At 45.5% G+C, this 22544-nt stretch carries 17 protein-coding genes and 2 pseudogenes; 11 read left to right on the top strand and 8 right to left on the bottom strand.

The window, feature by feature from the left end:
• Window positions 1–6 precede the first annotated feature (6 nt).
• Together V1501_RS16565 and V1501_RS16560 are read left to right on the top strand one after the other, a co-directional pair.
• Window positions 7–609, top strand: coding sequence for a pyroglutamyl-peptidase I (locus tag V1501_RS16565; RefSeq protein WP_409289823.1), 603 nt, complete (start codon window positions 7–9; stop codon window positions 607–609).
• 144 nt (window positions 610–753) lie between these two features.
• Window positions 754–1192 (top strand): annotated as a pseudogene (locus V1501_RS16560) (recombinase family protein); the annotation flags it as partial.
• A gap of 260 nt (window positions 1193–1452) precedes the next feature.
• Here V1501_RS16560 and rpsD read toward each other — a convergent pair.
• Window positions 1453–2055, bottom strand: coding sequence for a 30S ribosomal protein S4 (rpsD, locus tag V1501_RS16555; RefSeq protein WP_409289821.1), 603 nt, complete (start codon window positions 2053–2055; stop codon window positions 1453–1455).
• Window positions 2056–2411: 356 nt separating this feature from the next.
• Between rpsD and V1501_RS16550 the strand changes: the two genes are divergently transcribed.
• Window positions 2412–4253: a diguanylate cyclase domain-containing protein gene (locus V1501_RS16550; RefSeq protein ID WP_409289818.1), complete on the top strand. Its 1842-nt coding sequence runs from the start codon at window positions 2412–2414 to the stop codon at window positions 4251–4253.
• Between the two features lie 61 nt (window positions 4254–4314).
• Here the strand turns inward: V1501_RS16550 and V1501_RS16545 are convergent, their stop codons facing one another.
• The 4 genes from V1501_RS16545 to V1501_RS16530 form a co-directional block, all read right to left on the bottom strand.
• Window positions 4315–5430 (bottom strand): Ger(x)C family spore germination protein, encoded by a 1116-nt coding sequence (locus tag V1501_RS16545; protein ID WP_409289816.1) that lies wholly within the window; start codon window positions 5428–5430, stop codon window positions 4315–4317.
• Entirely contained in the window at window positions 5417–6511 is a 1095-nt protein-coding gene (locus V1501_RS16540) for a GerAB/ArcD/ProY family transporter (RefSeq protein ID WP_409289814.1), read from the bottom strand. Before V1501_RS16540 ends, V1501_RS16545 begins: the two co-directional genes overlap by 14 nt.
• Window positions 6512–7987, bottom strand: a complete 1476-nt coding sequence (locus tag V1501_RS16535) for a spore germination protein (RefSeq protein WP_409289812.1) — start codon at window positions 7985–7987, stop codon at window positions 6512–6514.
• A gap of 331 nt (window positions 7988–8318) precedes the next feature.
• Window positions 8319–8798: a GAF domain-containing protein gene (locus tag V1501_RS16530; RefSeq protein WP_409289810.1), complete on the bottom strand. Its 480-nt coding sequence runs from the start codon at window positions 8796–8798 to the stop codon at window positions 8319–8321.
• Between the two features lie 127 nt (window positions 8799–8925).
• On the opposite strand from V1501_RS16530, the gene refZ reads away from it, so the two are divergent.
• The 4 genes from refZ (at window position 8926) to thiI (ending at window position 14179) form a co-directional block, all read left to right on the top strand.
• A complete protein-coding gene (refZ, locus tag V1501_RS16525) occupies window positions 8926–9567 on the top strand; it encodes a forespore capture DNA-binding protein RefZ (RefSeq protein WP_409289808.1) in 642 nt (213 codons plus the stop codon).
• 373 nt (window positions 9568–9940) lie between these two features.
• Complete coding sequence (gene ezrA / locus V1501_RS16520; RefSeq protein WP_409289806.1) at window positions 9941–11632, top strand: septation ring formation regulator EzrA; 1692 nt, start codon at window positions 9941–9943, stop codon at window positions 11630–11632.
• Between the two features lie 191 nt (window positions 11633–11823).
• Window positions 11824–12966, top strand: a complete 1143-nt coding sequence (locus V1501_RS16515) for a cysteine desulfurase family protein (RefSeq protein WP_409289804.1) — start codon at window positions 11824–11826, stop codon at window positions 12964–12966.
• A 4-nt stretch (window positions 12967–12970) separates the two neighbouring features.
• On the top strand, window positions 12971–14179 hold the full coding sequence (gene thiI / locus V1501_RS16510; protein WP_409289802.1) for a tRNA uracil 4-sulfurtransferase ThiI: 1209 nt from the start codon (window positions 12971–12973) through the stop codon (window positions 14177–14179).
• 469 nt (window positions 14180–14648) lie between these two features.
• Here thiI and V1501_RS16505 read toward each other — a convergent pair whose 3' ends face one another.
• Together V1501_RS16505 and V1501_RS16500 are read right to left on the bottom strand one after the other, a co-directional pair.
• Window positions 14649–15005: a hypothetical protein gene (locus tag V1501_RS16505; RefSeq protein WP_409289800.1), complete on the bottom strand. Its 357-nt coding sequence runs from the start codon at window positions 15003–15005 to the stop codon at window positions 14649–14651.
• Window positions 15006–15110: 105 nt separating this feature from the next.
• A pseudogene (locus tag V1501_RS16500) lies at window positions 15111–15414 on the bottom strand (IS1595 family transposase); the annotation flags it as partial.
• 249 nt (window positions 15415–15663) lie between these two features.
• Between V1501_RS16500 and mbcS the strand changes: the two are divergent.
• The 4 genes from mbcS to rarD all read left to right on the top strand — a co-directional run bounded on the left by mbcS (window position 15664) and on the right by rarD (window position 21520).
• Window positions 15664–17250 (top strand): acyl-CoA synthetase MbcS, encoded by a 1587-nt coding sequence (mbcS, locus tag V1501_RS16495; protein WP_409289798.1) that lies wholly within the window; start codon window positions 15664–15666, stop codon window positions 17248–17250.
• A gap of 63 nt (window positions 17251–17313) precedes the next feature.
• A complete protein-coding gene (locus V1501_RS16490) occupies window positions 17314–18909 on the top strand; it encodes an amidohydrolase (RefSeq protein WP_409289796.1) in 1596 nt (531 codons plus the stop codon).
• A 143-nt stretch (window positions 18910–19052) separates the two neighbouring features.
• Window positions 19053–19979: a sigma-70 family RNA polymerase sigma factor gene (locus tag V1501_RS16485; RefSeq protein WP_409289794.1), complete on the top strand. Its 927-nt coding sequence runs from the start codon at window positions 19053–19055 to the stop codon at window positions 19977–19979.
• A gap of 611 nt (window positions 19980–20590) precedes the next feature.
• A complete protein-coding gene (gene rarD / locus V1501_RS16480) occupies window positions 20591–21520 on the top strand; it encodes an EamA family transporter RarD (protein ID WP_409289792.1) in 930 nt (309 codons plus the stop codon).
• Window positions 21521–21702: 182 nt separating this feature from the next.
• Here rarD and V1501_RS16475 read toward each other — a convergent pair whose 3' ends face one another.
• Window positions 21703–22503: an NAD kinase gene (locus V1501_RS16475; RefSeq protein ID WP_409289790.1), complete on the bottom strand. Its 801-nt coding sequence runs from the start codon at window positions 22501–22503 to the stop codon at window positions 21703–21705.
• Window positions 22504–22544: the final 41 nt, after the last annotated feature.

Raw genomic sequence — 22544 nt, 5'->3', positions numbered from 1 at the left:
TTTATTATGAAAACTTTGATGCTAACCGGTTTTGAACCTTTTCTTGAATTTCCCATCAATCCTACCTTTGAAATTGTAAACGAACTAAACGGCGAGAAAATTGGAAATTATCATGTCACAGGAAAGGTTCTTCCTGTTGACTTTGAGCAAACAGGTATAAGAGCCAGACAGTATTTTGACGAAGTTAGCCCTGATGTAGTAATTTCGCTTGGATTAGCAGCTGGAAGAAACCGAATCACTCCAGAGCGTATTGCAATTAACTGCAGCGATGGTCCAAAAGATAATCGTGGCGTCAGTCCTGAAGATCAACCCATTGTAGAGGATGGACAAGACGGTTACTTTACAACACTGCCTATCCGCAAATTTGTTCAAGTCTTGGAGGAAAATGGATATCCAGCCGAGATTTCCAACACTGCTGGTACATATCTTTGCAATAATGTAATGTATAATGTTTTGCATAAAATCAGCAGCGAAAACAAGAACTGCCGTGCAGGCTTTATTCACATGCCGGCTTCTCACCAGCTTGCCTTAAAAACTCCCAATCTGCCAAGCTGGTCTCAAAAAGATTTAGTTGAATCAATAAGGCTAATCATTTCTTCCTTGGATTAACGTTATAAACTTTGACGCTAATTTTTTCCGTAATCTGGTGGAAGAACTCAAAAGATATTATGAAAAAATCCCTCCGCGCTTGAGACACCGAATCATTCGGCTCGCTTTTCGCGGAGGGATCTTCTCTAACTTTCGGATCATTTTTTTTACTGGAACCAATCAGACCGCCCCGTATTTAATAAGCTTTTTTCTATCCTGGAGACGGGTGACACTTTAGTGATAACTAAGTTAAAACGTTTTGCAAAATCTACAGACGACGCAATAACAAGCATAAGGGAATTATCCAAAAGAGTCGTAAAGGTTCATGTATTGAATATAGGGCTGGTAGAGGATACGCCAACTGGACATTAATCTTTAATATCATGAGTTCGTTTGCGGAATTTGAGAGGGATATGATTGTGGAAAGGACACAAGAATGGAAAGCCATTGCAAAGCAGGGTGAGGTTTTAAGAGAAGGCAGACCTAGATTGTGACGCTTTTAGGAATCCGTTCTTATTAGGAAATTGAGGAGATAACTGGAATCAGTAAAAGTTCTTTAATTAGAGCGAAAAAACAGGCGAGCTATAAGGTGTGGTCTACTTAGTGGGTTCTTTCGTAAATATTTTGATTACTTTTTATGGTAATGTATTTGCAGTAGCTTATTATTCTAACGTTCAGTATAGTTAAATATTAAAACTATAATATCCAAAAAAAGGTCCAGCCCCATTTAGCTTAGAACAAACCCAAAATTGGATAAAGAATCGGGTGAGAATATAAAATTCTATAAAGAGGAGTAAAAAAAAACCCTAGAAGCGTTGAAACGCTTCTAGGGTTTTTTTGACTGCTGTTTAATAAGCAAATCAATTAACGAGAGTAGAATTCAACGATAAGAGCTTCGTTGATTTCAGCAGGCATTTCAGAGCGTTCTGGAAGACGAGTGAAAGTACCTTCTAATTTGTCAGCATCGAAAGTAAGGTAATCAGGAACGAAGTTGCTTACGTCGATCGCTTCTTTAACGATGTCAAGTCCGCGTGATTTTTCACGAAGGCTGATTGTCTGTCCAACTTGTACGCGGTAAGATGGGATATCTACGCGGCTTCCATTGACAGTGATGTGTCCGTGGTTTACAAGCTGGCGAGCCTGACGGCGTGTACGGGCAAGGCCAAGACGGTATACGAGGTTATCAAGGCGGCTTTCAAGAAGTACCATGAAGTTCTCACCGTGTTTTCCTTGCAGTTTGCCTGCACGGTCAAAAGTTGTACGGAATTGACGCTCGTTCACTCCGAACATGTGACGAAGCTTTTGCTTTTCCTGTAATTGAAGACCATACTCAGAAAGCTTTCTGCGTTGGTTTGGACCATGTTGTCCAGGAGCGTAAGGACGTTTTTCTAATTCCTTACCAGTTCCAGTTAATGAAATGCCTAGGCGGCGGGATAGTTTCCAGCTTGGGCCGGTATAGCGAGCCATGAATGACTCCTCCTTTAGTGTTTTTATTTTGGTAAAATAAAAACAGATGTGCGCAAGGTTTATACGCCATTATGTTTTCATGCACCTTCGCCCTAGCAGCACAGGGTTACGAGATGCACCTCTATCGCGAGGAACATAATGGATCACGTATAACAGCTCACATAGGCTGCGATATTTTACACAAAAGCCATTATATAACGAAAGAAATATAAAGTCAACAGCCTTTACAGGAATGATATATTAATTGAAGAAATCATTTTTAATATAATTTATTTTAATTTTTTAAAGGAAATTTCAGTAAATTTTGTATATAATGATTGTACATGCTCCGGATTTACTGAATAGGGATGGGTGGAATGAGCTTACATAATAGTACGTGGTCCAGTATGCTGAAGGGGCCCTTTTTTGATTTAATGAACTCTGAAGATGGAAATCTGCAATATGAACCTTTTATTCATAAACTGCTTGAAGCTTTAGAAAGCGTCCTTGAGGCCAGGGTCGTTACTTTATTTGTCTATGACAGCGGGAAACAGATGCTGATTGCCGAAGCATCCACTGAATCGGCGGAAAAAGGCATAAGGTTTGCGGCTAACGGCCTTCCGGATGATGCCGGCACCGTCTCCCCAAGTCCTGGCCTTGATGGTTACACCTGGTTCCTTCCATTAAAAAAAGGCAGGCGGCATACCGGCCTGATTGCTGCCGGAGGACTGAGGGCAGGGGGATTAAATGGATCAGATGCGGATGAACTTGCTGCGGAATGCTCCATGCTGCTGCACACGGCCTGGAAGCTTCGCGATACGGTCAGGGAACAGAACCGGTTCAGGCAGCTTTTCCGGGTTACGGCAAAATTCCATTCTTCGATGAATATGGCTGATGTCTTGACTGGAATGATAGATACACTTAAGGATGTATATTCCGACTTTACCTATTTCCTTTTCCTTTCACACGACAATACCGGTTATGAGGGGCTGCCGATTAAGAGCCTGGATTATGACAGTGAGGATCTTCCGGCCATGCAGGCTTACCAGACAGGTACCATCCAGTTTGAGAATTCTATCCATTCAAGGGAAGCTCTATTATATGCACCCCTTAAGGGAAAACAGGGAGTGTACGGAGTCCTTCAGGTCATTGCAGAACAAAGCGTTCCGCAGGATGCCGCCGAATTCATCAGCCTGCTCGCACAGTCAGCCGGAGGGGCTTTGGAAAACGCTCAGCTCTATCAGCAGTCCAAGCGTCTGGTTGCCGATTTGCAGCTCATAAATGAAACTTCCCATAAGCTTAACTCCAACCTCCGCCTGAGTGAGACCATTGCTTATATGCGTGAACAGATCTTAAGAAGTTTCCATGCAGAGGAGATTGGCTTTATCACCCTTTCCCATGAAGGTGCAAAGGTCCTTTCAGAAAGCACCAGTTTCTTTCGCCTGGAAGATTCAGCACCGTATATCGAATATCTTACCGAAAAGATCGTCCGGGGGAAAGAGCCGGTTTATATGGGGGATGTATCACAGCATGAACGATTCGCGAGCCTGCCGTTCCGGTCGATGATGGCAGTCCCGATGATCCAGAGTGATTCTCTGAAGGGCTATGCTGTCGTCCTTCATTCTGTACAGTATTTCTTTTCATTTGAGATGTTTAAGCTTCTCCAGTCTCTGATCCATCATTCCACCCTGGCCTTTGCAAATGCTATGCTCAGGGAAGAACTGGAGAAGATGGTGATCACGGATTCGCTTACAAAGCTTTACTCCAGAAATTTCCTGGATGAGAAGCTTGCAGAATCTTTTGAATCAGATGAAAATGGAACCTTTATCCTGATGGATATCGATAACTTCAAGCGGGTCAACGATACCTACGGACACCAGGTAGGAGATGAAGTCCTGGTGCAGGTTGCCGGCCTGATTGTCAAGAACATAAGGGGAACTGATATTGGCGCAAGATGGGGCGGGGAAGAGCTTGCCATTTATCTGCCGAGTGTTTCACTCTCCGTTGGCATATCAATTGCAAAGCGGCTGCTGGAGAGGGTGAAATCCACATCAACACCCTCTATCACCATTTCATGTGGAATCTCCCATTGGAATAAAATTCGGACAGATTCAGCCAAGGCCCTTTTCAAGAGGGCTGATGAAGCCCTTTATCATGCCAAGAATTCTGGCAAGAACAAACTCATTGTTCATGAGGACGATATCATATTGCTTCCATAAGAACAAGCGCCCTATTTGAAGTAGCGGCGCTTTTTCTGTTTGAATTAGGTTTCCTGCTGGGTTAAAAAGCAGCCTTTCCAAAATCCTTGATCGCAAGTTCGATTTGGCACGAAATGGGGATAGAAGAATATTCCTTCCTCCAATTCATTTCCTTCCATTTGCTGTAGCCGATGCTGTTCCTGACATATTGACCAAGACCCAGGCTGTCTGCCTTTTCCCTTTGCATCACTTTAATCAGCCTGTTTGCTTTACGTTCAAAATACGCTTCCATTTCTCCTTCCAGTCTTTTTCTTGCCGCTGCGCTTTTTAGGCTGCGGTCCCCGATAAACTCCATAATGGAGCCGCTTGCTTTTATTCTCAGATTCACTTTTAGCTTTTTGTCTGCTGTATATTCAACTTTGACTTTCCTTGAGGTGCGCAGCAGAGCAAAAGCTAAGAAATCTGGTATACGGCTTTTCTTGGCCTGCAATTCAAAGTTGATCTGCCCTGCATCCAAATTCTCAGTCATCATTGAAAATAAAATTCCCTCGTCACGGCTCAGTTTTGCGATATACCGGTCATCACGGAAGAGGGCGAGACCGTTGTAATCCACATGATCCTTTTTTTTGACGAGAATGGGCATGACTGGATCAGTGCCTTCATCCACATTTGATCTCACAAAGTGAAACAGCTTGGACTCGGGGATATCGCCGCTTTTTACCGCTTTTTCAATAAGGCTGTCAAGGTACGCATACGTTGCTTCCTTCTGTTTATAGTCTCCGGAAAGCATTTTATAGGCATTACCTTCGACAAGGACCATATTGGTCTGCTGGCTGATGGCGGGATCTCTTTCAAGTGTGTCAGTGTATTTCAATAAGCCCTTTTTTGCAAGACTTTCGCTGAATAGGAATGTACGGAGCTGTCCGCTGACAATATTAAGATTTGTCTGGCTGTTAATTTTTGCACGGGCTTCCTTGCTGCTCCTGGCAACTGCCGTGAGCACCTTCTGAGTGGAACGGTCCTGGGGAAGGGCATCAGAAACGCGGATCTTTGCAGGCTCTGTCCCGGTCTCTTCCTTTATCAAGTCGAAAGAGGTGGCCTGAACCATCGCCTGTTCCTCCAGGATTCTCTGCTGGCTGCAGCCCCCGGACAGAATACAAGCCAGGAATAAGAAAAGAATTTTTTTATCCTTTGGCATGGCTCATACCCCTCTTCCTGAAAAAAAGCACCGCTATCACCAGGGCAGGCAGGGCAAAAGCGATGACTGTCTCAGCATTAGCAAGAAACCCCAGCCATGTAGATATTTCGTCGAGGGTACTTGGAATAAATGAAATAAAATAGGTGGCAGCAATAAGGAAGAATACGATTTTCTCTTCTCCTGTTTTCTTGAAGACACGTGCTGCACATTCCTTAGCCGCCCAATAATACATTACTGAACCCATTAATGCCTTGAATAGAAATAAAGCATACAGGAAGTTCTCGATCCTTTCGATGAAGGGGAGTTCGATATTGGAGAGAAGGTCGATAAAAGGGAAAATCAATACTTTTAAATACTCGTACCCGAAAAAGCCGAAACACATGATACAGGTAATGAGATAAACCACAGTTGTTACAGCATTGCCAATTAATACGGAGACGATGAGACGGGACCGCTTGTTCACATAAGGGAAAAATAAGATGGAAAGTTCAAACCCCAATAATGAAGTGAACACATCAAAACTGGCCTTGATCCAGTTACCTCCATCCTTGAACAGAAAGGGCGGGAAGTGGACCAAGCTTACATCATCCAGGAGAAATACATTTAAAACCAACATCCAGATTGTCAGGATAAAGAAAAGGAACGCAAGCTTTCCGATATTATAAAGGCTCTTTACTGCAATGAGATAGGCAAGGAAGGCATAGGCCATTTTCAAGACCATTTCAGAGGCGGTGGGACCGGCAATCAGCTGGAATATAAAAAGGTATTGCTTTCCCACGATGCAGGCAAGCAATGACCAGATGATGATCAAAGAAGAATATAGAACGTAAATGAAGACCTTTGGCATGCTGTTTTCAAGGATAATAAAAATCGATTCTCCTTCTCCCATCCGGTATACTGCGCCTATCAGCAAAATGCTTACCATACCACCGCCCGAGATAATGAATAATGCTGCCCAGCCGTTCGTCCCAAATCCCTGCGCCAGAATTCTCGGCAGGCTGAATAAGACAACACCCGACTGAATCAGGTAAATAAAAATGATAATGTGGATGGAATGAAGCGTTTCTCTTGGCTGGGCCATTTATATCTTCCTTTTTGTTCTTGATGGATTAGGCGTTCTTTCTTGGGCTGGCCGAGTTTTCAGTAAGGAAAAGGGAGCACGGAAAACCATATCCTTCAAGTCGCTTGCAAACAAAGGTGCCAGCGGGGTTAGGTATGAGGTGTTCAAGCTCTTAACACCTGAAATATGGGTAAGTATCATTCCGAGGCCGACCATGATGCCGAAATTCCCCCATATACCTGCCAAGAAAATTAAAAGGAAACGAATGATCCGAATGGATGAACTCATAATATAGCTTGGTATTACAAAGGAAGCAACCGCCGAAAGAGCAACTGAAATAATCAGGATATTGCTTGTGAAACCAGCCTGTACTGCCGCCTGGCCAATGACAATCCCCCCCACGATTCCAATGGTCTGCCCGATTTTAGTCGGCAGCCGCGCGCCAGCCTCCCTCAAAAGTTCAATCGTAAACTCCAGGAGCATAGCTTCATATATAGGAGGGAAGGGAACCTTGCTGCGTGATTCCATTAACGTGATGAGGAGCCTTGTTGGGATCATTTCATAATGGAAAGTGGTGAGCGCCACATAGAAGGCCGTCAAAAATATCGTGATGAATAAGGCTGTATACCTGAGCACCCTCAAGGCGGTCGCCACTGCCCATCTCTGGTAATAATCGTCAGGTGAGTTGAAGAATTCAAATATGCTTGTAGGCGCAATGAATGCATACGGGCTTCCGTCTGTTATTCCAAGGATTTTCCCTTCTATAAGCTTCGAGGATGCAGCATCCGGCCTCTCTGTTGTAAGGAACTGCGGAAATAGTGAAAAGGGATTGTCGTCAATCATCTGAACAAGCATATTGGTATCAAATACTCCGTCAATTTCTATGGAGGAAATCCTTTTTTTCAACATCGAGAGCATTTCCATGTTGACGAGCCCATCAATATAGAGGAGGTATACATCGGTTTTTGTCACTTCACCTGCCTTAAGCTTTATCACCTTCAATCTGGTGCTTTTGATTCTCCGGCGGATCAGAGAAATACTTTTCCCCGCTGATTCATTAAACGCTTCATGAGGTCCGGATATGACCGATTCAGTTCCAGATTCATTCACCGCCCGGGTTTCAGGTCCGAATACATCCACAATATGTGCCTGTCCACGGAAGAAAATGGCTGCCTGTCCGCTGAGGATAGCATTATAGACTGTATCAGGATCATTGCTTTGCTTATACATTTTCCCTGAAAGGATTCCTTGAACCTGCCCGGCGTCTGCATTCTCAAAAGGATCTACCAGATACATCTGTATTTTCTTCTCGTTTGCAATGTTTTTAAGCAGGATGAAATGCAGATTAAGATGGGGAATGGTATTGTAAAACAAATCGGCGCTGTCTTTGAACTCTTCTAAGGTGGTTTGATATGATACACGGCTGTTTAGATTTTCGGTATCGCCCTTCTGTTCAGCCTGGTCTGTTTTAAGTTTTCTAATCTTACGGTATCCCATCGTTTTCCTCCATCATCTGGAATGGAGATAGTTTTTACCAGTCAGCCGTTTCTATGCACAATCCAGTCATCAGTCATGAAAATTTGGTTTTCTTGAGAGGACGTAAAGCGAAAGAGGCCGGATGGTGTTATGAAGACACCGTCCGGCCATGAGGATTTGTATCTGTTTTTTCTGCGGAAAAGGGCGGAGCTGAAAGTATCATAAGGCTTCCAGCCACTGGGTCTGACCATTATTTATCTTGCTGGATTCCTGCCTGCGCCTTAATTCCGTTCCACAGCCTTATTGTTCCTGTTCTGTCCATAGTCCCTTCCATGCATGGGCTGCTTTGCAGTTAAAGGTGCTTCACAAGCGCCTCTGCAAAAAGTTCAAGCATTTTTTGATCAGTTTCGTCAAAGCGGTTTTTTTCAGGGCTGTCTATGTCCAGAACGCCTAAAAGCTCTCCGTCCTTGATGAGGGGGACGACTATTTCGGATTGGGAGGCAGCATCGCAGGCAATATGGCCGGGAAAGGCGTGAACGTCTTCGACCCGGACAGTTTCACGTTTTTCGGCTGCTGTGCCGCACACACCCTTACCAAGGGGGATCCGCACGCAGGCCGGGAGTCCCTGGAATGGACCGAGCACAAGCCCGCCGCCGTCCATCAAATAAAAGCCCGCCCAATTGACGCGGTCCAGCAGTTGAGCCAGCAATGCGGCAGCATTGCTAAGATTGGCGATCCGGCTGGGTTCGTCTTCAATCAGGGCCGTCAGCTGTTTGATGGCAAGTGCATAATTTTCTTCTTTTGTTCCGCTGTAGTTTTGTACATTGAACATAGTCTCTCTCCTTTTTTCTACAAAGATTGTAAAACTATCATATAGTTTGTCGACTTATTTTCAAAGGAAAATCAGCCGGTGGACAAGAATATAGCTAGGTAAGCAATTTTAAAAGAGGTGAAGATAAATGAGCCGGAAAAATGAAACCAAAGCTGCCATCGTCCAATCCGCCCTTTATTTATTTCATATCAAAGGCTTTCATGCGACCTCTATCAGGGATATTTCCAGCAGGGCGGGAGTCAATTCTGCCACCATTTCCTATTATTTTAAAAATAAAAATGGACTGCTTGAATACTGTCTAACTTCATATCTGGAGGAATATCTCCTGCTCATGGAAAGACATTTCGACACCTTATATATCCATGGCCCTCTTGGATGCCTGGAAAGGCTGGTAAGAGACATTTTTGACTTCCAAAGGGCCAATCATCTGGCTGCCCGCTTCGTATATGGTGAAATCTCATTGGATTCAAGCCTGAACAGGGAGATCCTTTCGACTTACTGGACAAAAGAAAAGTATTATTTAACCGCAATGCTGGAAGCAGGCATCGAGGAAGGTATATTCCGGAGCCTCCCCTCCCCTTTGTTCATACTTCAGCTTAAAGGCCTTCTGACGGCCCCTCTTCTCCATGCCCAATATGCGATGGAGGTACTTTACCAATTTCCGAATGAGGAATATTTCACCAGGAAATACAGAGAAGAAATCCACCACTACATCCACATGTATCTGCTGGACAGGACAGAAGCCCCTATGGCGATGGCTGGGGTCTGAATCCCGCCGGAAAAATATAGCAGGACCATTCGAGATCCCCTCTTCCCGAGCGGGATCCATTTTTTATTTCAGGCTTTTTGTAAATCTTGTGTTTATTGGAGAGGGCACGTCCCTAAACAAGCCTGTTTATCTAAACCTTTTATCATCACAAAATACGTTAAAAATAACATTCCCTCAGAAAAGAACCGTATTTTAAAAGCCTCGTCGAGGGGGGATGCTGCCCACATGCAGCCGGGAGAAATAAAATATCCAAAAAAAATCATTTTATTAGTTAAAAATGATTGTGAACATGGTATCATAATAGCATTGACATTACATATAATATGAACTTTTAATATATCTTGATTTTTTTCCTTAGAGCAGGGGGCTTACCATGGAATACATAATAATTGCGATCGGGATCATTTTGTTATTTTTCACAATTGGTTATTTTTTGAAAAAAAAGCACTATAAGGAATTGGACAGGCTGGAAGCGTGGAAAATGGATATCATGAACCGCCCGGTGCTGGATGAGCTTTCAAAGGTCAAGCAGTTGAACATGACAGGCGAAACAGAAGAGATGTTTGAGAACTGGAGGAAGGAATGGGATGAAATCATCACAAACCGCCTTCCGGAAATTGAAGAGCTTCTATTCGACGGTGAAGAATTCGCTGACAGATTCCGGATGAATAAATCGAAGGCCGTCCAGAATCAAATCCAGGAAAAGCTTGTAGATACAGAAAAATCCATCCAGCGCATCCTTGATGAACTGAATGATCTGATTGGCAGTGAGGAAAAGAATCGTACGGAAATTGAGGATTTGAAAGACAGCTACCGCAGTCTCAAAAAGACCCTTCTTGCCCACAGGCACTCTTATTCAAAGGCGGCTGCCAGACTGGAGGCCATGCTTGAGGAGGTTGTCCAGCTTTTTGGACAGTTTGAAGAGGCCACGGAAAACGGAAACTATCTAAAGGCCCGCGAGCATGTTCTCATGATTAAATCCAATCTGGAATCAGTCCGGGAAAGAATGGAAACCATACCGCAGCTCCTGCTGGAAGCACAGACCCAGATTCCAGCCCAAATCGATGAACTTAAAAACGGCTATGCTGAAATGGGAGAGCAGGGATATTCTCTTGAGCATATTGGATTCGAAGGGGAAATGTCACGAATCGAGGAAGAGCTCGAAGTATACAGCAGCCATCTGGAGGCGGCCGAAACAGCTGAAGCCCAAAAAGGGCTGGGGGAAATCCAGGACAGCTTGAATGTGCTTTATGACTTGCTCGAAAGGGAAGCAGTGGCAAGACAGTATATACGGGAGCAGGAGCCGGCACTGAAAGAGGAATTATCAATCCTCGAGTTTGAGAATGAAAAGCTGAAGACTGAAACAGCTATGGTGCAGCAAAGCTACCATCTGCCAGAGAATGAACTCGGTCACCAGCGGAACATGGATAAGGTCATCAGCCAGGCATCAAAGCGCTTCCTGCTGCTTGAGGCAAGACTTGACGAAGAGAATCAGGCACATTCCATCATCAGCGAGGAATTAAAAGAGCTGGAGGGGCAGCTGCGCCTGATCAAGGAAGAGCAGGCCGCCTTTACGGCTAAGCTCCATGCATTGAGAAAAGATGAGCTGGAAGCCAGGGATGTGCTTTCTGCCTTAAAGAAGCGGATGCATGAAATTGCTCGCCGAATCAAGAAAAGCAACATACCAGGGCTGCCGGAGGAATATCTTTCATATGTCTCAGAAGTCAGAGAAAGCCTGGCCGATGTGGAAGTGAAACTTGAGGAAATCCCGCTTGATATGGCGTCTGTGGCCATCTACCTGGAAAAGGCACAGTCCTCAGTCGAAAAGCTTCATGATTATTCAAAGGATATCGTTGACCATATGCTGATTGCGGAAAAAGTCATTCAGTACGGAAATCGCTACCGGAGCAAGTATCCTTCTGTAGCTGAGGGGTTAAGGAAGGCTGAAGTCAATTTTCACAGCTATCAATATCAAGAAGCACTGGAACAAGCTGCAAGCGTCCTTGAGAAAGTCGAACCAGGCTGCCTGAAAAAAATAGAGATGGACCTGGAAGAAATCAGATAATTGCATTCCGCCAAAGCCTCCTGTATAAGGGGCTTTTTGTTTGGGACAGATTCCTCCGGCCCCTGGAGGTTTTCTTCATTTTGATGCATACTAACAAGCAAGCAGAACCATTCATATCATTGGAATTTATAGTGTACGATTAGTAACATGGACTACATCCATTGAAGTAAGCAGGAAATGAAGGTGGAAATATGATTTATTTTGATAATAGTGCCACAACCAAGCCTTTTCAGGAAGTTATTGATTCATATGTAAAAGTGGCACAGACCTTTTTTGGGAACCCATCCTCCCTGCATTCACTCGGGGCGCAGTCTGAAAAGCTGTTGATGCATGGACGCAGACAGATGGCTCAGCTGCTTGGTGTAAAAGAAAGTGAAATACTGTTTACATCCGGTGGAACCGAGGCGAATAACCTGGCCCTAAAAGGAGCCGCCCTGATGCATTCCAAGCGGGGCAGACACATTATATCAACTGCAATTGAACATCCCTCAGTAAAAGAGGCGCTTGAGCAGCTCCGGACAGAATTCGGTTTTGAAATTACCTATGCGGGCGCAGATGAAGAGGGAAGGGTCAGTGCTGATGAAATCATTCATGCCATCCGGCCTGATACCATCTTGGTTTCTGTGATGCATGTGAATAATGAAACAGGCACGATACAGCCAGTTGAAGAAATAGGGCAGAGACTAAAGTCTTTCCCGAAGGTCCTCTTTCATGTGGATCATGTTCAGGGGGCAGGAAAAGTCGATCTGAATATCCCCTATGCAGGCATCAGCCTACTGTCCATTTCTGCTCATAAATTTCACGGCTTAAAGGGGAGCGGCATCCTCTATATCAGGCAGGGAACGGCTATCTCCCCCCTGTTCTCGGGCGGGAGCCAGGAAGCCCGGCTGCGGTCAGGAACGGAGAATGTAGCAGGCATTGTTGCGATGGCAAAGGCACTCCGAATGTGCAGGCAGTTAAACAGCGAGACAGCCCGCCTGATCGGTATAAGGGAGACGATACGTACTGGCCTGGCAGCCATCGAGGGAGTAGAGATCAATACTCCAAGAGACGGGATTGCCCCGCATATCCTGAATTTTTCTGTCCCCGGGCTGAAATCTGAGGTCCTCGTCCATGCCCTTGAAGAAAAACAGATTTATGTATCCACTACAAGTGCATGCTCGTCTAAACGCAAGGCAGTCAGCGGGACGGTTCTCGCCATGACGAAGGATGAAGTTCGTGCCGGAAGCACGCTGCGGGTTAGTCTTTCCTTTCAAAATACGCTTGAGGAAGCGGGCGTGTTTTTAACAGAAATTAAAAGTGCAATATATAAACTACAGGAAGTTTCGAGGTAAAAAGATGCTATATGACCACATATTAATCCGCTATGGAGAAATTTCGACAAAAGGGCGGAATCGCAAGGGATTCATCGACAGGCTGAAGCTGAACATCAAAAGATCTTTGAAAGACTTTGAAAATATCAGAGTGTCCGCTGACCGTGACCGTATGTTTGTTTTATTGAACGGAGAGGACCATATTGCAGTGGCTGACAGACTGAAGGGGATATTTGGGATACAGAACTTCAGTCCTGCCATGAAAGTCAGCCGTGATATCGAGTCCATTAAAGAGGCGGCTCTTTCCTATGTAGAAGGGCTGAGCCAGCCGGTAACAACCTTTAAGGTGAACACCAGAAGAGCCGATAAGGAATTTCCGCTGAATACAGATGAAGTAAATCATGAGGTAGGCGGACATGTTCTTAGGAATACAGATGGAATTACTGTTAATGTAAAAAATCCAGATCTAAGCATCCGGATTGAAATCCGCAAAGAAGCAGTCTATTTGTCCGGTGAAAACATTCAGGGAGCAGGAGGCCTTCCGGTCGGAAACAGCGGCAAGGCATTATTGATGCTCTCAGGCGGTATAGACAGCCCTGTCGCTGGATATCTCTCCATGAAAAGAGGAGTGGACATCGAGTGCATACATTTCCACAGCCCTCCATTCACAAGCGAAAGATCGAAGCAGAAAGTAATCGACCTATGCAGCAGGCTGGCCCAGGTGAACGGCCGGGTCATCCTGCATGTGGTTCCCTTTACCGAAATCCAGAAACTGATTCAAAAGCAGATTCCTGAAAATTACACCATGACCAGCACAAGAAGGCTCATGCTGAAAGTAGCGGATCGTATGAGGGCGCAGCAGAAGGCGCTTGCCATCATTACCGGTGAAAGCCTTGGACAGGTGGCCAGCCAGACAATGGAGAGCATGTACGCAATCAATGACGTAACCAGCACGCCTGTCCTCAGGCCGCTGTTAGCCATGGATAAAATTGAAATTATGAAAATTGCGGAAGAAATCGATACACTCAAGATTTCAAACCGGCCGTATGAAGACTGCTGCACAGTATTTACTCCTGCCAATCCAAAGACAAAGCCCAAAAAAGAAAAAGTCGAGTTCTATGAAAGCTTTGTCAACTTCGATGAGCTTGTGGACGCGGCGGTTGAAGGCATTGAAACCATCACCATCACTCCAGGGGAGCAGCCGGGAAATGAAGACGAACTGAATTTATTCTAAATGAAAGGCGGGAGGAAACTTCCGTCTTTTTGTCTGATCTTTTCCAGAGATTACCTTGCGGGGTGTTTTGTGAGAGAGTGGACTTACGCTTCAGGCGCGAGACCCCTGATCTGGCCGCGAGACTTTCGGCCTGCAATTCTAGTCAATCACTCTATGGGAAGAAAACCACTTCCCGCAGCTGTCGCAGCACACGCTCACCAGTCAGCAAGTCTTCTTTCGCTAACGCATAAGTGCGGCTAAGCTTCTGTCGCAGCTTACGCTCGCCAGTCAGCAAGTCTTCTTTATAGGGTATCTGCCTGGAAAGCAGTTTAGTTTCTAATTAGCTATGTTAAATAATATTGTTGATAAATGACCATAAAAAATAAGGACCTGATTTAAGGTCCTTTGTTTGAAATCCAAATTCAACGTAAGCACCCATTAGTGAAAGAAGAACATTTCATCATAGTCTCAGGGTTTAAATTAAACATTTTCATTTGTGCCGATATGCTGAACAATGTTCATCAGAAATACGGTACTTTTCCCTGCCTGTTAAAGCTGCTACTTCCACTAATTTATGCCCGAGCCTGTCCCATACAGAAACTGTATTCAAGGACACCCATTCAAGATTTCCCCGTGCAAGCCGAAAGGAATAATAATCATTATCTGTTGTTACCAAGACTTCTTTATAAGTAATCTGCTTGTTTTTTCGGTTTTGAATCACCAAAACAAAATGTAGCTTTTCTTCTTTGGGTATCTGGATAATACGTGCTACAAACATTCCATTAGGATTCTTCTTTGTTTTATAAATTTTTTCTACTTCTATTTTTAGTTCTGGTCTACCCCTCATAATCTCTCCCTCCATACTTATAGTTTATTCGTGATTTATACAAATTCCCAGGTGCCAAAAATAATCCACTGTTCAACTAACCTGCCACGTTAATTGAACAGTGGATTATGAAACTCTGAATGTTGATAACCTTAAATTATCATAAGTAGCCACTGTCGGAAATAAGCAGCTATCGACAATCATCTTACTTACAGTTGTAGAGTTGTTTCGGAAACGGATTAGTTCCAGGAACAGAAACCAGCTTAGATAATGGTCTAGATACTTTGCAGCTACACCATTAAAACGGTTCATCCAGCCCTTTAAGCGGCTGTGATAGTTATTTACATAAAGCCCTTTTACCCGTTCTTTACCGTCGGATTTGAACGGGTAATGCTCGATTCCTTTTTCTTTTGGCATAGGCTTTGAAAGCCCATTAATACCAATTTAATCAGCAGGCACCGTACTCCGCTATACTTTAAGCAGCGGGACAGGCGGGACCCCGGAGGCTGAGCTGAGGAGGCACACCTCCCGCCCCGCGCAGATGGAGTGCCAAATCCACTTTATAATTCAACAGCCGCATATTTGCGAAAACAGTCTATTTAAGACTCCCGGTAAGCGTTTTCATTTTTTATAATATTCTGATATAATTGTAGAATACTGGTATTTAGGAGGCAGATGGATGAATAGAGAAGACTTGATTGCGCCAAAGGAATATAATTTAGTCAGGGAAATCGAGAGGTTTGCTGAGGATACCGATAGAACGGCCTTGATTTTTGAAAATGACAGGGGAGAATCCCGCACCATTACATATTCAGCTTTGATCAAGAATGCGAATAGAATCGGCAACGCTTTCATGGAACAGGGCCTCGAAAAGGGAGATACAGTATTGATTATCATCCCCCGTTCCATTGAGGCATATCAGGTGTATATTGCTGCCTTGAAGGCAGGGATGGCTGTCATTCCAAGTTCCGAAATGCTCCTGGCAAAGGATCTTCAGTACCGTATTTCACATGGAGATGTTAAAGCGGTGGTCAGTTTTCATCCATATACTGCCCAGTTCGAAGGCATTAAGGAAATGGACGGCATCAAGAAGTTTTCGGCAGGAGGAGATATTCCAGGCTGGCTTCATCTCGACAGTTTGATGGATGAGGCCTCGGACAGCATGGACTTTGCGGATACTGCCAGCGGGGATATGGCGTTCCTGTCTTATACTTCGGGAACAACAGGGAATCCAAAGGGCGTTGTGCATACCCATGGATGGGCATTTGCGCACTTACGGACAGCTGCTCCTTCCTGGCTGTGCATCAATGAAGGTGACATTGTCTGGGCAACAGCCGGGCCCGGCTGGCAGAAGTGGATCTGGAGTCCGTTTCTATCGGTGCTTGGTTCCGGTGCCACCGGCCTTGTGTATCAAGGAAAATTTGATCCCTCCGCCTACCTCGGCATGCTTGATAAGCATGGGGTAAATGTATTATGCTGTACACCGACTGAATACCGGCTGATGGCAAAGGTCAATAATTTGGAAGACTACCAGCTGACCAGCCTTCACAGCGCAGTTTCGGCCGGAGAACCCCTGAACAGGGAAGTGATCGATACCTTTCAGAAGCATTTTAATGTGACGGTCAGAGATGGATATGGACAGACAGAGAATACGCTTCTTGTCGGAATCACGAAGGGGATGGATGTCAGGCCGGGCTCCATGGGTAAACCGACACCGGGAAATACTGTAGATATCATCGATGAAAATGGCCGTCCGTGCAAGCCTGGAGTACCCGGCGATATTGCTGTCCACTCTGAAACGCCGGCACTCTTCAAGAGCTACTATAAAGAACCGGAACGTACAGCTCAGCAGTTCAGGGGAGACTATTACATAACAGGCGACCGGGCAGTAAAAGATGAAGACGGGTACTTCTGGTTCGAGGGGCGGAGCGATGATATCATCATCAGCTCAGGCTATACCATCGGGCCGTTTGAAGTGGAAGATGCACTGGTCAAGCACCCTAAAGTAAGGGAATGCGCTGTTATAGCAAGTCCGGATGAAGACAGGGGGAGCATTGTCAAGGCGTTCATCGTCCTCCGGAATGAGGCTGACAGGGAAGATCCCGGCCTTATAAAGGAATTGCAGGAGCATGTGAAGAGTCTGACAGCCCCGTATAAATACCCCAGGAAAATTGAATTCATTGAAGACCTGCCCAAGACCACTTCCGGAAAGATAAGAAGAGTGGAGCTGAGGCAGCTGGAAAATAAACCGAAAGCCAGGTCATAAGATTGGAAGCTGCTCGCCCAACGGCGGGCTTTTCATTGGCTTTCGAAATAAAAGGAGAATGTTATGACCGTAAGATTATGGTATGGAGGCAATATTTACACGATGGAGAAGGAGGGCAAAAAGGCAGAAGCGGTCCTCACCGACGGCAAAAAAATATTCGATACAGGGGATAAGGAAAAACTTCTCCATACGTATAAGGATTCGATCGAAGAGAAGGTGGATTTGCTTGGAAAGACAATGTTCCCGGGATTTGTCGACAGTCACATGCATTTAATCGGGCATGGTGAAAAATTGCTGAGGCTGAATCTTGCCGGACTGCGGTCCCGTGAAGATGTGCTGGCGGCGCTTGAGATCCTGCAGAACCAGATTCCTGAAAATGAATGGATGATCGCAGAAGGATGGAATGAAAATGAGTGGCCAAGCCCCGAATTGATCCTGCTGGACGATCTGGACCGCCTTCTGCCCCATCATCCGGTCATTATCAAACGCGTGTGCAGGCATGTGCTTGCTGCCAATTCAAAGGCATTGGAGATGCTCGGCATAAATGAGGATTTTATTCCTCCTCAAGGAGGGGTGGCAGGCCGATATCCGGATGGCAGGCTGAACGGTTTGTTCAAGGATAAGGCGCTTGACCATGTTCTCGGCTTGATGCCGCCAGTCACGGATAGTTATCTGAAAAGGGCCATGGAGACATCTGTCCGTGACTGCCACCGTCTTGGACTGACCGGTGTTCACACAGAAGATCTCAATTACTACAGCGGCTTTCATAACACGTTCCAAACCTTTATGAAGGTATTGGAAGAAGGCGGGCTCCCATTAAAAGCGCATCTCCTCGTGCACCACGGGGTGGTGGATGAGATGAATGCCAGCGGTCTCCGCCATAAGACGGGCAGCGAATATATAGAATTTGGACCGATGAAGATTTTCGCGGACGGCTCTCTTGGGGGAAGGACTGCCTTGCTCGGCCATCCGTATCATGACGATCCGTCCACAAGAGGAGTTGCAGTCCATACAAGGGAGGACTTCTTCAATCTCGTAAAGAAGGCAAGAAGCTTCTCCATGGCAATCGCAGTCCATGCTATTGGAGACTTGGCGTTCGAACAGACCCTAGATGCCATTGAAGCGGATCCGCCTCCGCCTGGGCAGAGAGACCGGTTGATTCATGCACAGATCCTTCGTAAGGAACTGATCGAACGGGCAAAAAAACTTCCGGTTGTGCTTGATATCCAGCCTGTTTTTGTCACATCCGATTTTCCCTGGGTAATCGGCCGGGTTGGGGCAGATCATATGGAATATAATTATGCCTGGAAGACGCTGCTCGAGGAAGGCCTGCATTGTGCAGGAGGATCCGACGCACCGATTGAAGAATTGAATCCAATACTCGGCATCTATGCGGCGGTGTACAGGACAAAACTGAACGGTGAGAATATCGTGTATGGCGAAGACCAGAAGCTATCTATGTATGAAGCCATTAGTCTGTATACAAAAGGCAGCGCCTATGCTGCGGGGCATGAAAATCATTCTGGGATCATAAAGAGAGGATATGCAGCTGACTTCACCATCCTCGACAGGGATCCGTTTGCCGTCACGCCGGAAGCCCTGCTGCAAACAAGGGCCATGATGACAGTGGTTAACGGGGAAACTGTGTATAAGGCTTGATTTTTAATATAGTATGTCTCAGTACATTTTTGTAAAAAATCGTAAATTGTGTACAGCCTTTTTAAAATATTTCTTTTCCCCCCGTATAACTTCGGCGGGTGATACACGTCTTATTAGTGTAAAGATACTTAGGAGGGGAAAAAATGAATGAGACAAGCAATATTGATGCACGGCTGGTAGATGAGACCCGGAGGCTCCGTGACGAGTTTACAAACATAACAGCCGGTTTTTCAGATGATCTTTGGAAATATTGTAAATATATTACCGGATCACCGTGGGATGGAGAAGATCTCTACCAGGAAACGATGATTAAATCATTTGCTTTCCTTCCACAGCGATGGAGTGACATCACAGACAAGAAGCAATACCTGTTCAGAGTGGCAACAAACACGTGGCTGGATTTATGCAGAAAAATGAAGCGGGAGACCGGAATACTTGAAGATATGCCGGATGAGGACATAGAGTTATCAGATAGACTGATCCTGGAGGAAATACTGATATTACTGCATTCCCGGCTGACCCCGAAACAGACAGCGGCATTCCTGCTCCTTGATGTATTTCAGTTCAGTGCGGAAGAGGCAGCGGGCATCGTACACAGCACTCCAGGAGGTGTTTATGCCTCCGTACAGCGAGCCCGGAAGAATATAGCGACCATGGATTTCTCTAAGCCGGACGGAGTTCCACGTAGTCAGGAAAGTGAAACCATTCAGGCTTACCTGACCGCCTTCAATGATGGAGACCTGGAGAAAATGCTCCAGTTATTCAGTGAGCAGACACAAAATGAAGCATTCCTCGGATTCCAGGAATTTTCCAAGGAGGAAATGCTGAAGGGATCCCTCAAATTTGGACTTCCTGGTTACTATGCCCGTGAATTCGTGCTATGGGGCAGGCGGGTCATCATCGTCCTTTCCCCTGAAAAAGAAATCCACGACCTCCAGGTGCAGGAAATCGAAAATGGCAGGATTGTGAGGCACCAAAGCTACTTCTTTAGAAAAGAACTCATCCTGGCGGCCGCAAAAGAGCTGGGAATGAAAGCACAGCTTAATAAACCGCCCGTCAATTGGGAATAAATATACACTTTAGGCACCGGGGCTGATAGCCTCTGGTGTCTTTTTGTATAGAGGCAGGTAGCGTAGCTGCACTGCCCTGAACCGCCGCCTGAACAAGCCGGAAAAAGTTTAAAGGGAGATCATCCCTTAATGGGCGCCAGTTCTGATCAAAAAACTTTTAAGGCCAATTCTTCTTGGGAGGCGGCACTTATTGGTCATAAGAAAGTTTTAAGACCACTTTTCCTCGGATGGCCGGCGATTTTGGTCATAAGGAATGTTTTACAACCATTTTTCCCTTGATAGCCGTCGATTTCGGTCGTAAAGAAAGCTTTACAACCATTTTCGCCTGGATTGCCGTCCGTTTTGGTCGTAAAGAAAGCTATACAACCATTTTCGTCAGAATAGCCGGTTGTTTCGGTCGTAAAGAAAGCTTTACAACCTTTTTCACCTAAATGGCAGCTCAACCTGGTCTTAAACAAAGCACAGCGTCATTATCCAATGGAAAGCCGCTCCTTTTCTCCGTCCGCCAAAAAACAGCCCCCGGGGTCCCCCTTAAAAATAGATGGAATTCCGCAGAGGCCGGGTTTATAATATATATTATTTCGGGTCTGGAAATAAGGGGGTGTGAGGCTGTGAAGCTTTTAAGGGAAAATGACGGTATTTTTTTTGCAGCGCTGTCTTATGTAATGTGGGGGATTGTTCCAATTTACTGGAAATGGATTCAGGATGTGCCGGCAGATGAGATTCTGGCGCATCGGGTGTTCTGGAGCTTTGTTTTTATGATGCTCCTGCTGTTTGCAACAAGGAAGCTGTCAGGCTTCATCCTTTATGTGAAGGAAATGGCAAAGCAGCCCAAGAAGCTTGCGGCTCTTGGTGCGGCTTCGATTTTAGTGAGTGCCAACTGGGGAATATTTATCTGGGCGGTCAATTCAGGGCGGATCCTTGAGACAAGCCTGGGCTATTACATAAATCCGCTAGTGAGCGTGCTGCTGGGTGTAATTGTTCTCAGGGAAAAGCTGAATATGCCGCAGGTTATTTCCTTTTTGCTGGCAGCGGTTGGTGTGCTGATTCTGACGCTCCATTATGGGAAGGTGCCATGGGTTTCACTATTATTGGCCATTACCTTTGGATTGTACGGGCTCGCGAAAAAAATGATCCAGGCAGACTCGGCAATTGGCCTGACGCTTGAGACCATGATGATTACACCGCTAGCACTCGGGTATTTTATTTATTTAACTTTTCAGTCAGAAACCATGTTCTTTGATTCTGCGCGTAACGGCCTGCTGCTCGCTGGCGGTGGTGCAGTAACAGCCCTGCCTCTTCTTTATTTTGCAAAAGGAGCACAAAAGGTACCGCTGTCGATGCTCGGTTTCCTGCAGTATATTGCTCCAACACTTACTTTGATTCTCGGAGTGTTCGTATATCATGAGACGTTCACTAAGGTTCATCTGCTGGCCTTCATTTTTATCTGGAGTGCTTTGACGATTTATACGATTTCCCAGGCAATGCTGAAACGTCCCCGCATATCCAAGGTGAAAGAAAAAACAGGTTTCGGCGCATAATAAAACCGCATTTCAGATCGGCTCAGATCCTGAAATGCGGTTTTTTTGTCTAAAGGCTGTTTCTGATATTGCGGCTTCTGATCAAGAGAGCTGATTTCCGCTTCAGGGGGTTCATTGGAGCGGAGCGCGCCAGCAGCGCGAGAAATTGGGAATCTTTAAGCTGAATTCCGGACAGCATCTTTCTATAAAAAAGTACGCTGCACTTTCTCCCAGAAGGAATTATCCTTCAATTTAACCGTCTTAATTCTTCTGTCGCTGAGCTTCACATCAATTTGTTCAATATGGCTTATGCTGAGCGCTTCGTTATCGGCGCCGATGATTGGATAGTTGTTAAGCTCTTTGTTCATTTTCAGTGTTAGTGTCCGGTCGCTGCTCAGGATGAAGGAGGATCCAAGCGTCCTGTACGTGTTATTGTTCAGGGAAGCCATTTCACTGACCTGGATGCATGGGAGAAGCGGGTCCACGACAGCGCCGTTCACCGATTTGTTGTAGGCTGTGCTGCCTGTTGGCGTGGCAATGACCATGCCGTCGCCGCGGAAGGTCTCGAAATGCATATTGTCGATCAGGACATCCAGCACAAATGTACGGATGATGGATGAGCGGATGCTGCACTCATTCAGGCAGTAGAAGGAAGATTCTCCGTTAAGTGTTATTTCAATGGCGGGGTATCTCCTGACCTCGATATTCACATTTGTGACCGCTTCAATCATCTTCTGGGTATCATCAATATGGAAGTCGCAATACATATTCAGGTTGCCGGTTGTGGAGATTCCTGCATACAGGCAGTCGTCGCGGAAGTCCGTCTTCCTTACTGCCTGGAGAAAGGTGCCGTCATCTCCAAGGCTCACGATGATATTGGCTTGTTTGTGGTCTCGTACAGGGTTGAATCCATATTTTTCTGCCAGTTCGAGAAGAGGCTGAGCTTTCGCCATCATTTCTGAAGATTTGTCATGGTAAAAGTATAAATTGCGTCGTTCCTGCATGGTGTGTTCATCCTCTCAATTTGGTTCATCCTAAGTATGGC

It is taken from the genome of Paraperibacillus esterisolvens (assembly GCF_046237625.1).
GTDB lineage: Bacteria > Bacillota > Bacilli > Bacillales > DSM-1321 > Paraperibacillus > Paraperibacillus esterisolvens.
This window is presented reverse-complemented; position numbering and strand designations above follow the sequence as displayed.

Bases quoted from the DNA above. Each gene is read 5' to 3' on its own strand.
- V1501_RS16565 (WP_409289823.1), top strand. From the start codon at position 7: ATGAAAACTTTGATGCTAACCGGTTTTGAACCTTTTCTTGAATTTCCC.
- rpsD (WP_409289821.1), bottom strand. From the start codon at position 2,055: ATGGCTCGCTATACCGGCCCAAGCTGGAAACTATCCCGCCGCCTAGGC.
- V1501_RS16550 (WP_409289818.1), top strand. From the start codon at position 2,412: ATGAGCTTACATAATAGTACGTGGTCCAGTATGCTGAAGGGGCCCTTT.
- V1501_RS16545 (WP_409289816.1), bottom strand. From the start codon at position 5,430: ATGCCAAAGGATAAAAAAATTCTTTTCTTATTCCTGGCTTGTATTCTG.
- V1501_RS16540 (WP_409289814.1), bottom strand. From the start codon at position 6,511: ATGGCCCAGCCAAGAGAAACGCTTCATTCCATCCACATTATCATTTTT.
- V1501_RS16535 (WP_409289812.1), bottom strand. From the start codon at position 7,987: ATGGGATACCGTAAGATTAGAAAACTTAAAACAGACCAGGCTGAACAG.
- V1501_RS16530 (WP_409289810.1), bottom strand. From the start codon at position 8,798: ATGTTCAATGTACAAAACTACAGCGGAACAAAAGAAGAAAATTATGCA.
- refZ (WP_409289808.1), top strand. From the start codon at position 8,926: ATGAGCCGGAAAAATGAAACCAAAGCTGCCATCGTCCAATCCGCCCTT.
- ezrA (WP_409289806.1), top strand. From the start codon at position 9,941: ATGGAATACATAATAATTGCGATCGGGATCATTTTGTTATTTTTCACA.
- V1501_RS16515 (WP_409289804.1), top strand. From the start codon at position 11,824: ATGATTTATTTTGATAATAGTGCCACAACCAAGCCTTTTCAGGAAGTT.
- thiI (WP_409289802.1), top strand. From the start codon at position 12,971: ATGCTATATGACCACATATTAATCCGCTATGGAGAAATTTCGACAAAA.
- V1501_RS16505 (WP_409289800.1), bottom strand. From the start codon at position 15,005: ATGAGGGGTAGACCAGAACTAAAAATAGAAGTAGAAAAAATTTATAAA.
- mbcS (WP_409289798.1), top strand. From the start codon at position 15,664: ATGAATAGAGAAGACTTGATTGCGCCAAAGGAATATAATTTAGTCAGG.
- V1501_RS16490 (WP_409289796.1), top strand. From the start codon at position 17,314: ATGACCGTAAGATTATGGTATGGAGGCAATATTTACACGATGGAGAAG.
- V1501_RS16485 (WP_409289794.1), top strand. From the start codon at position 19,053: ATGAATGAGACAAGCAATATTGATGCACGGCTGGTAGATGAGACCCGG.
- V1501_RS16475 (WP_409289790.1), bottom strand. From the start codon at position 22,503: ATGCAGGAACGACGCAATTTATACTTTTACCATGACAAATCTTCAGAA.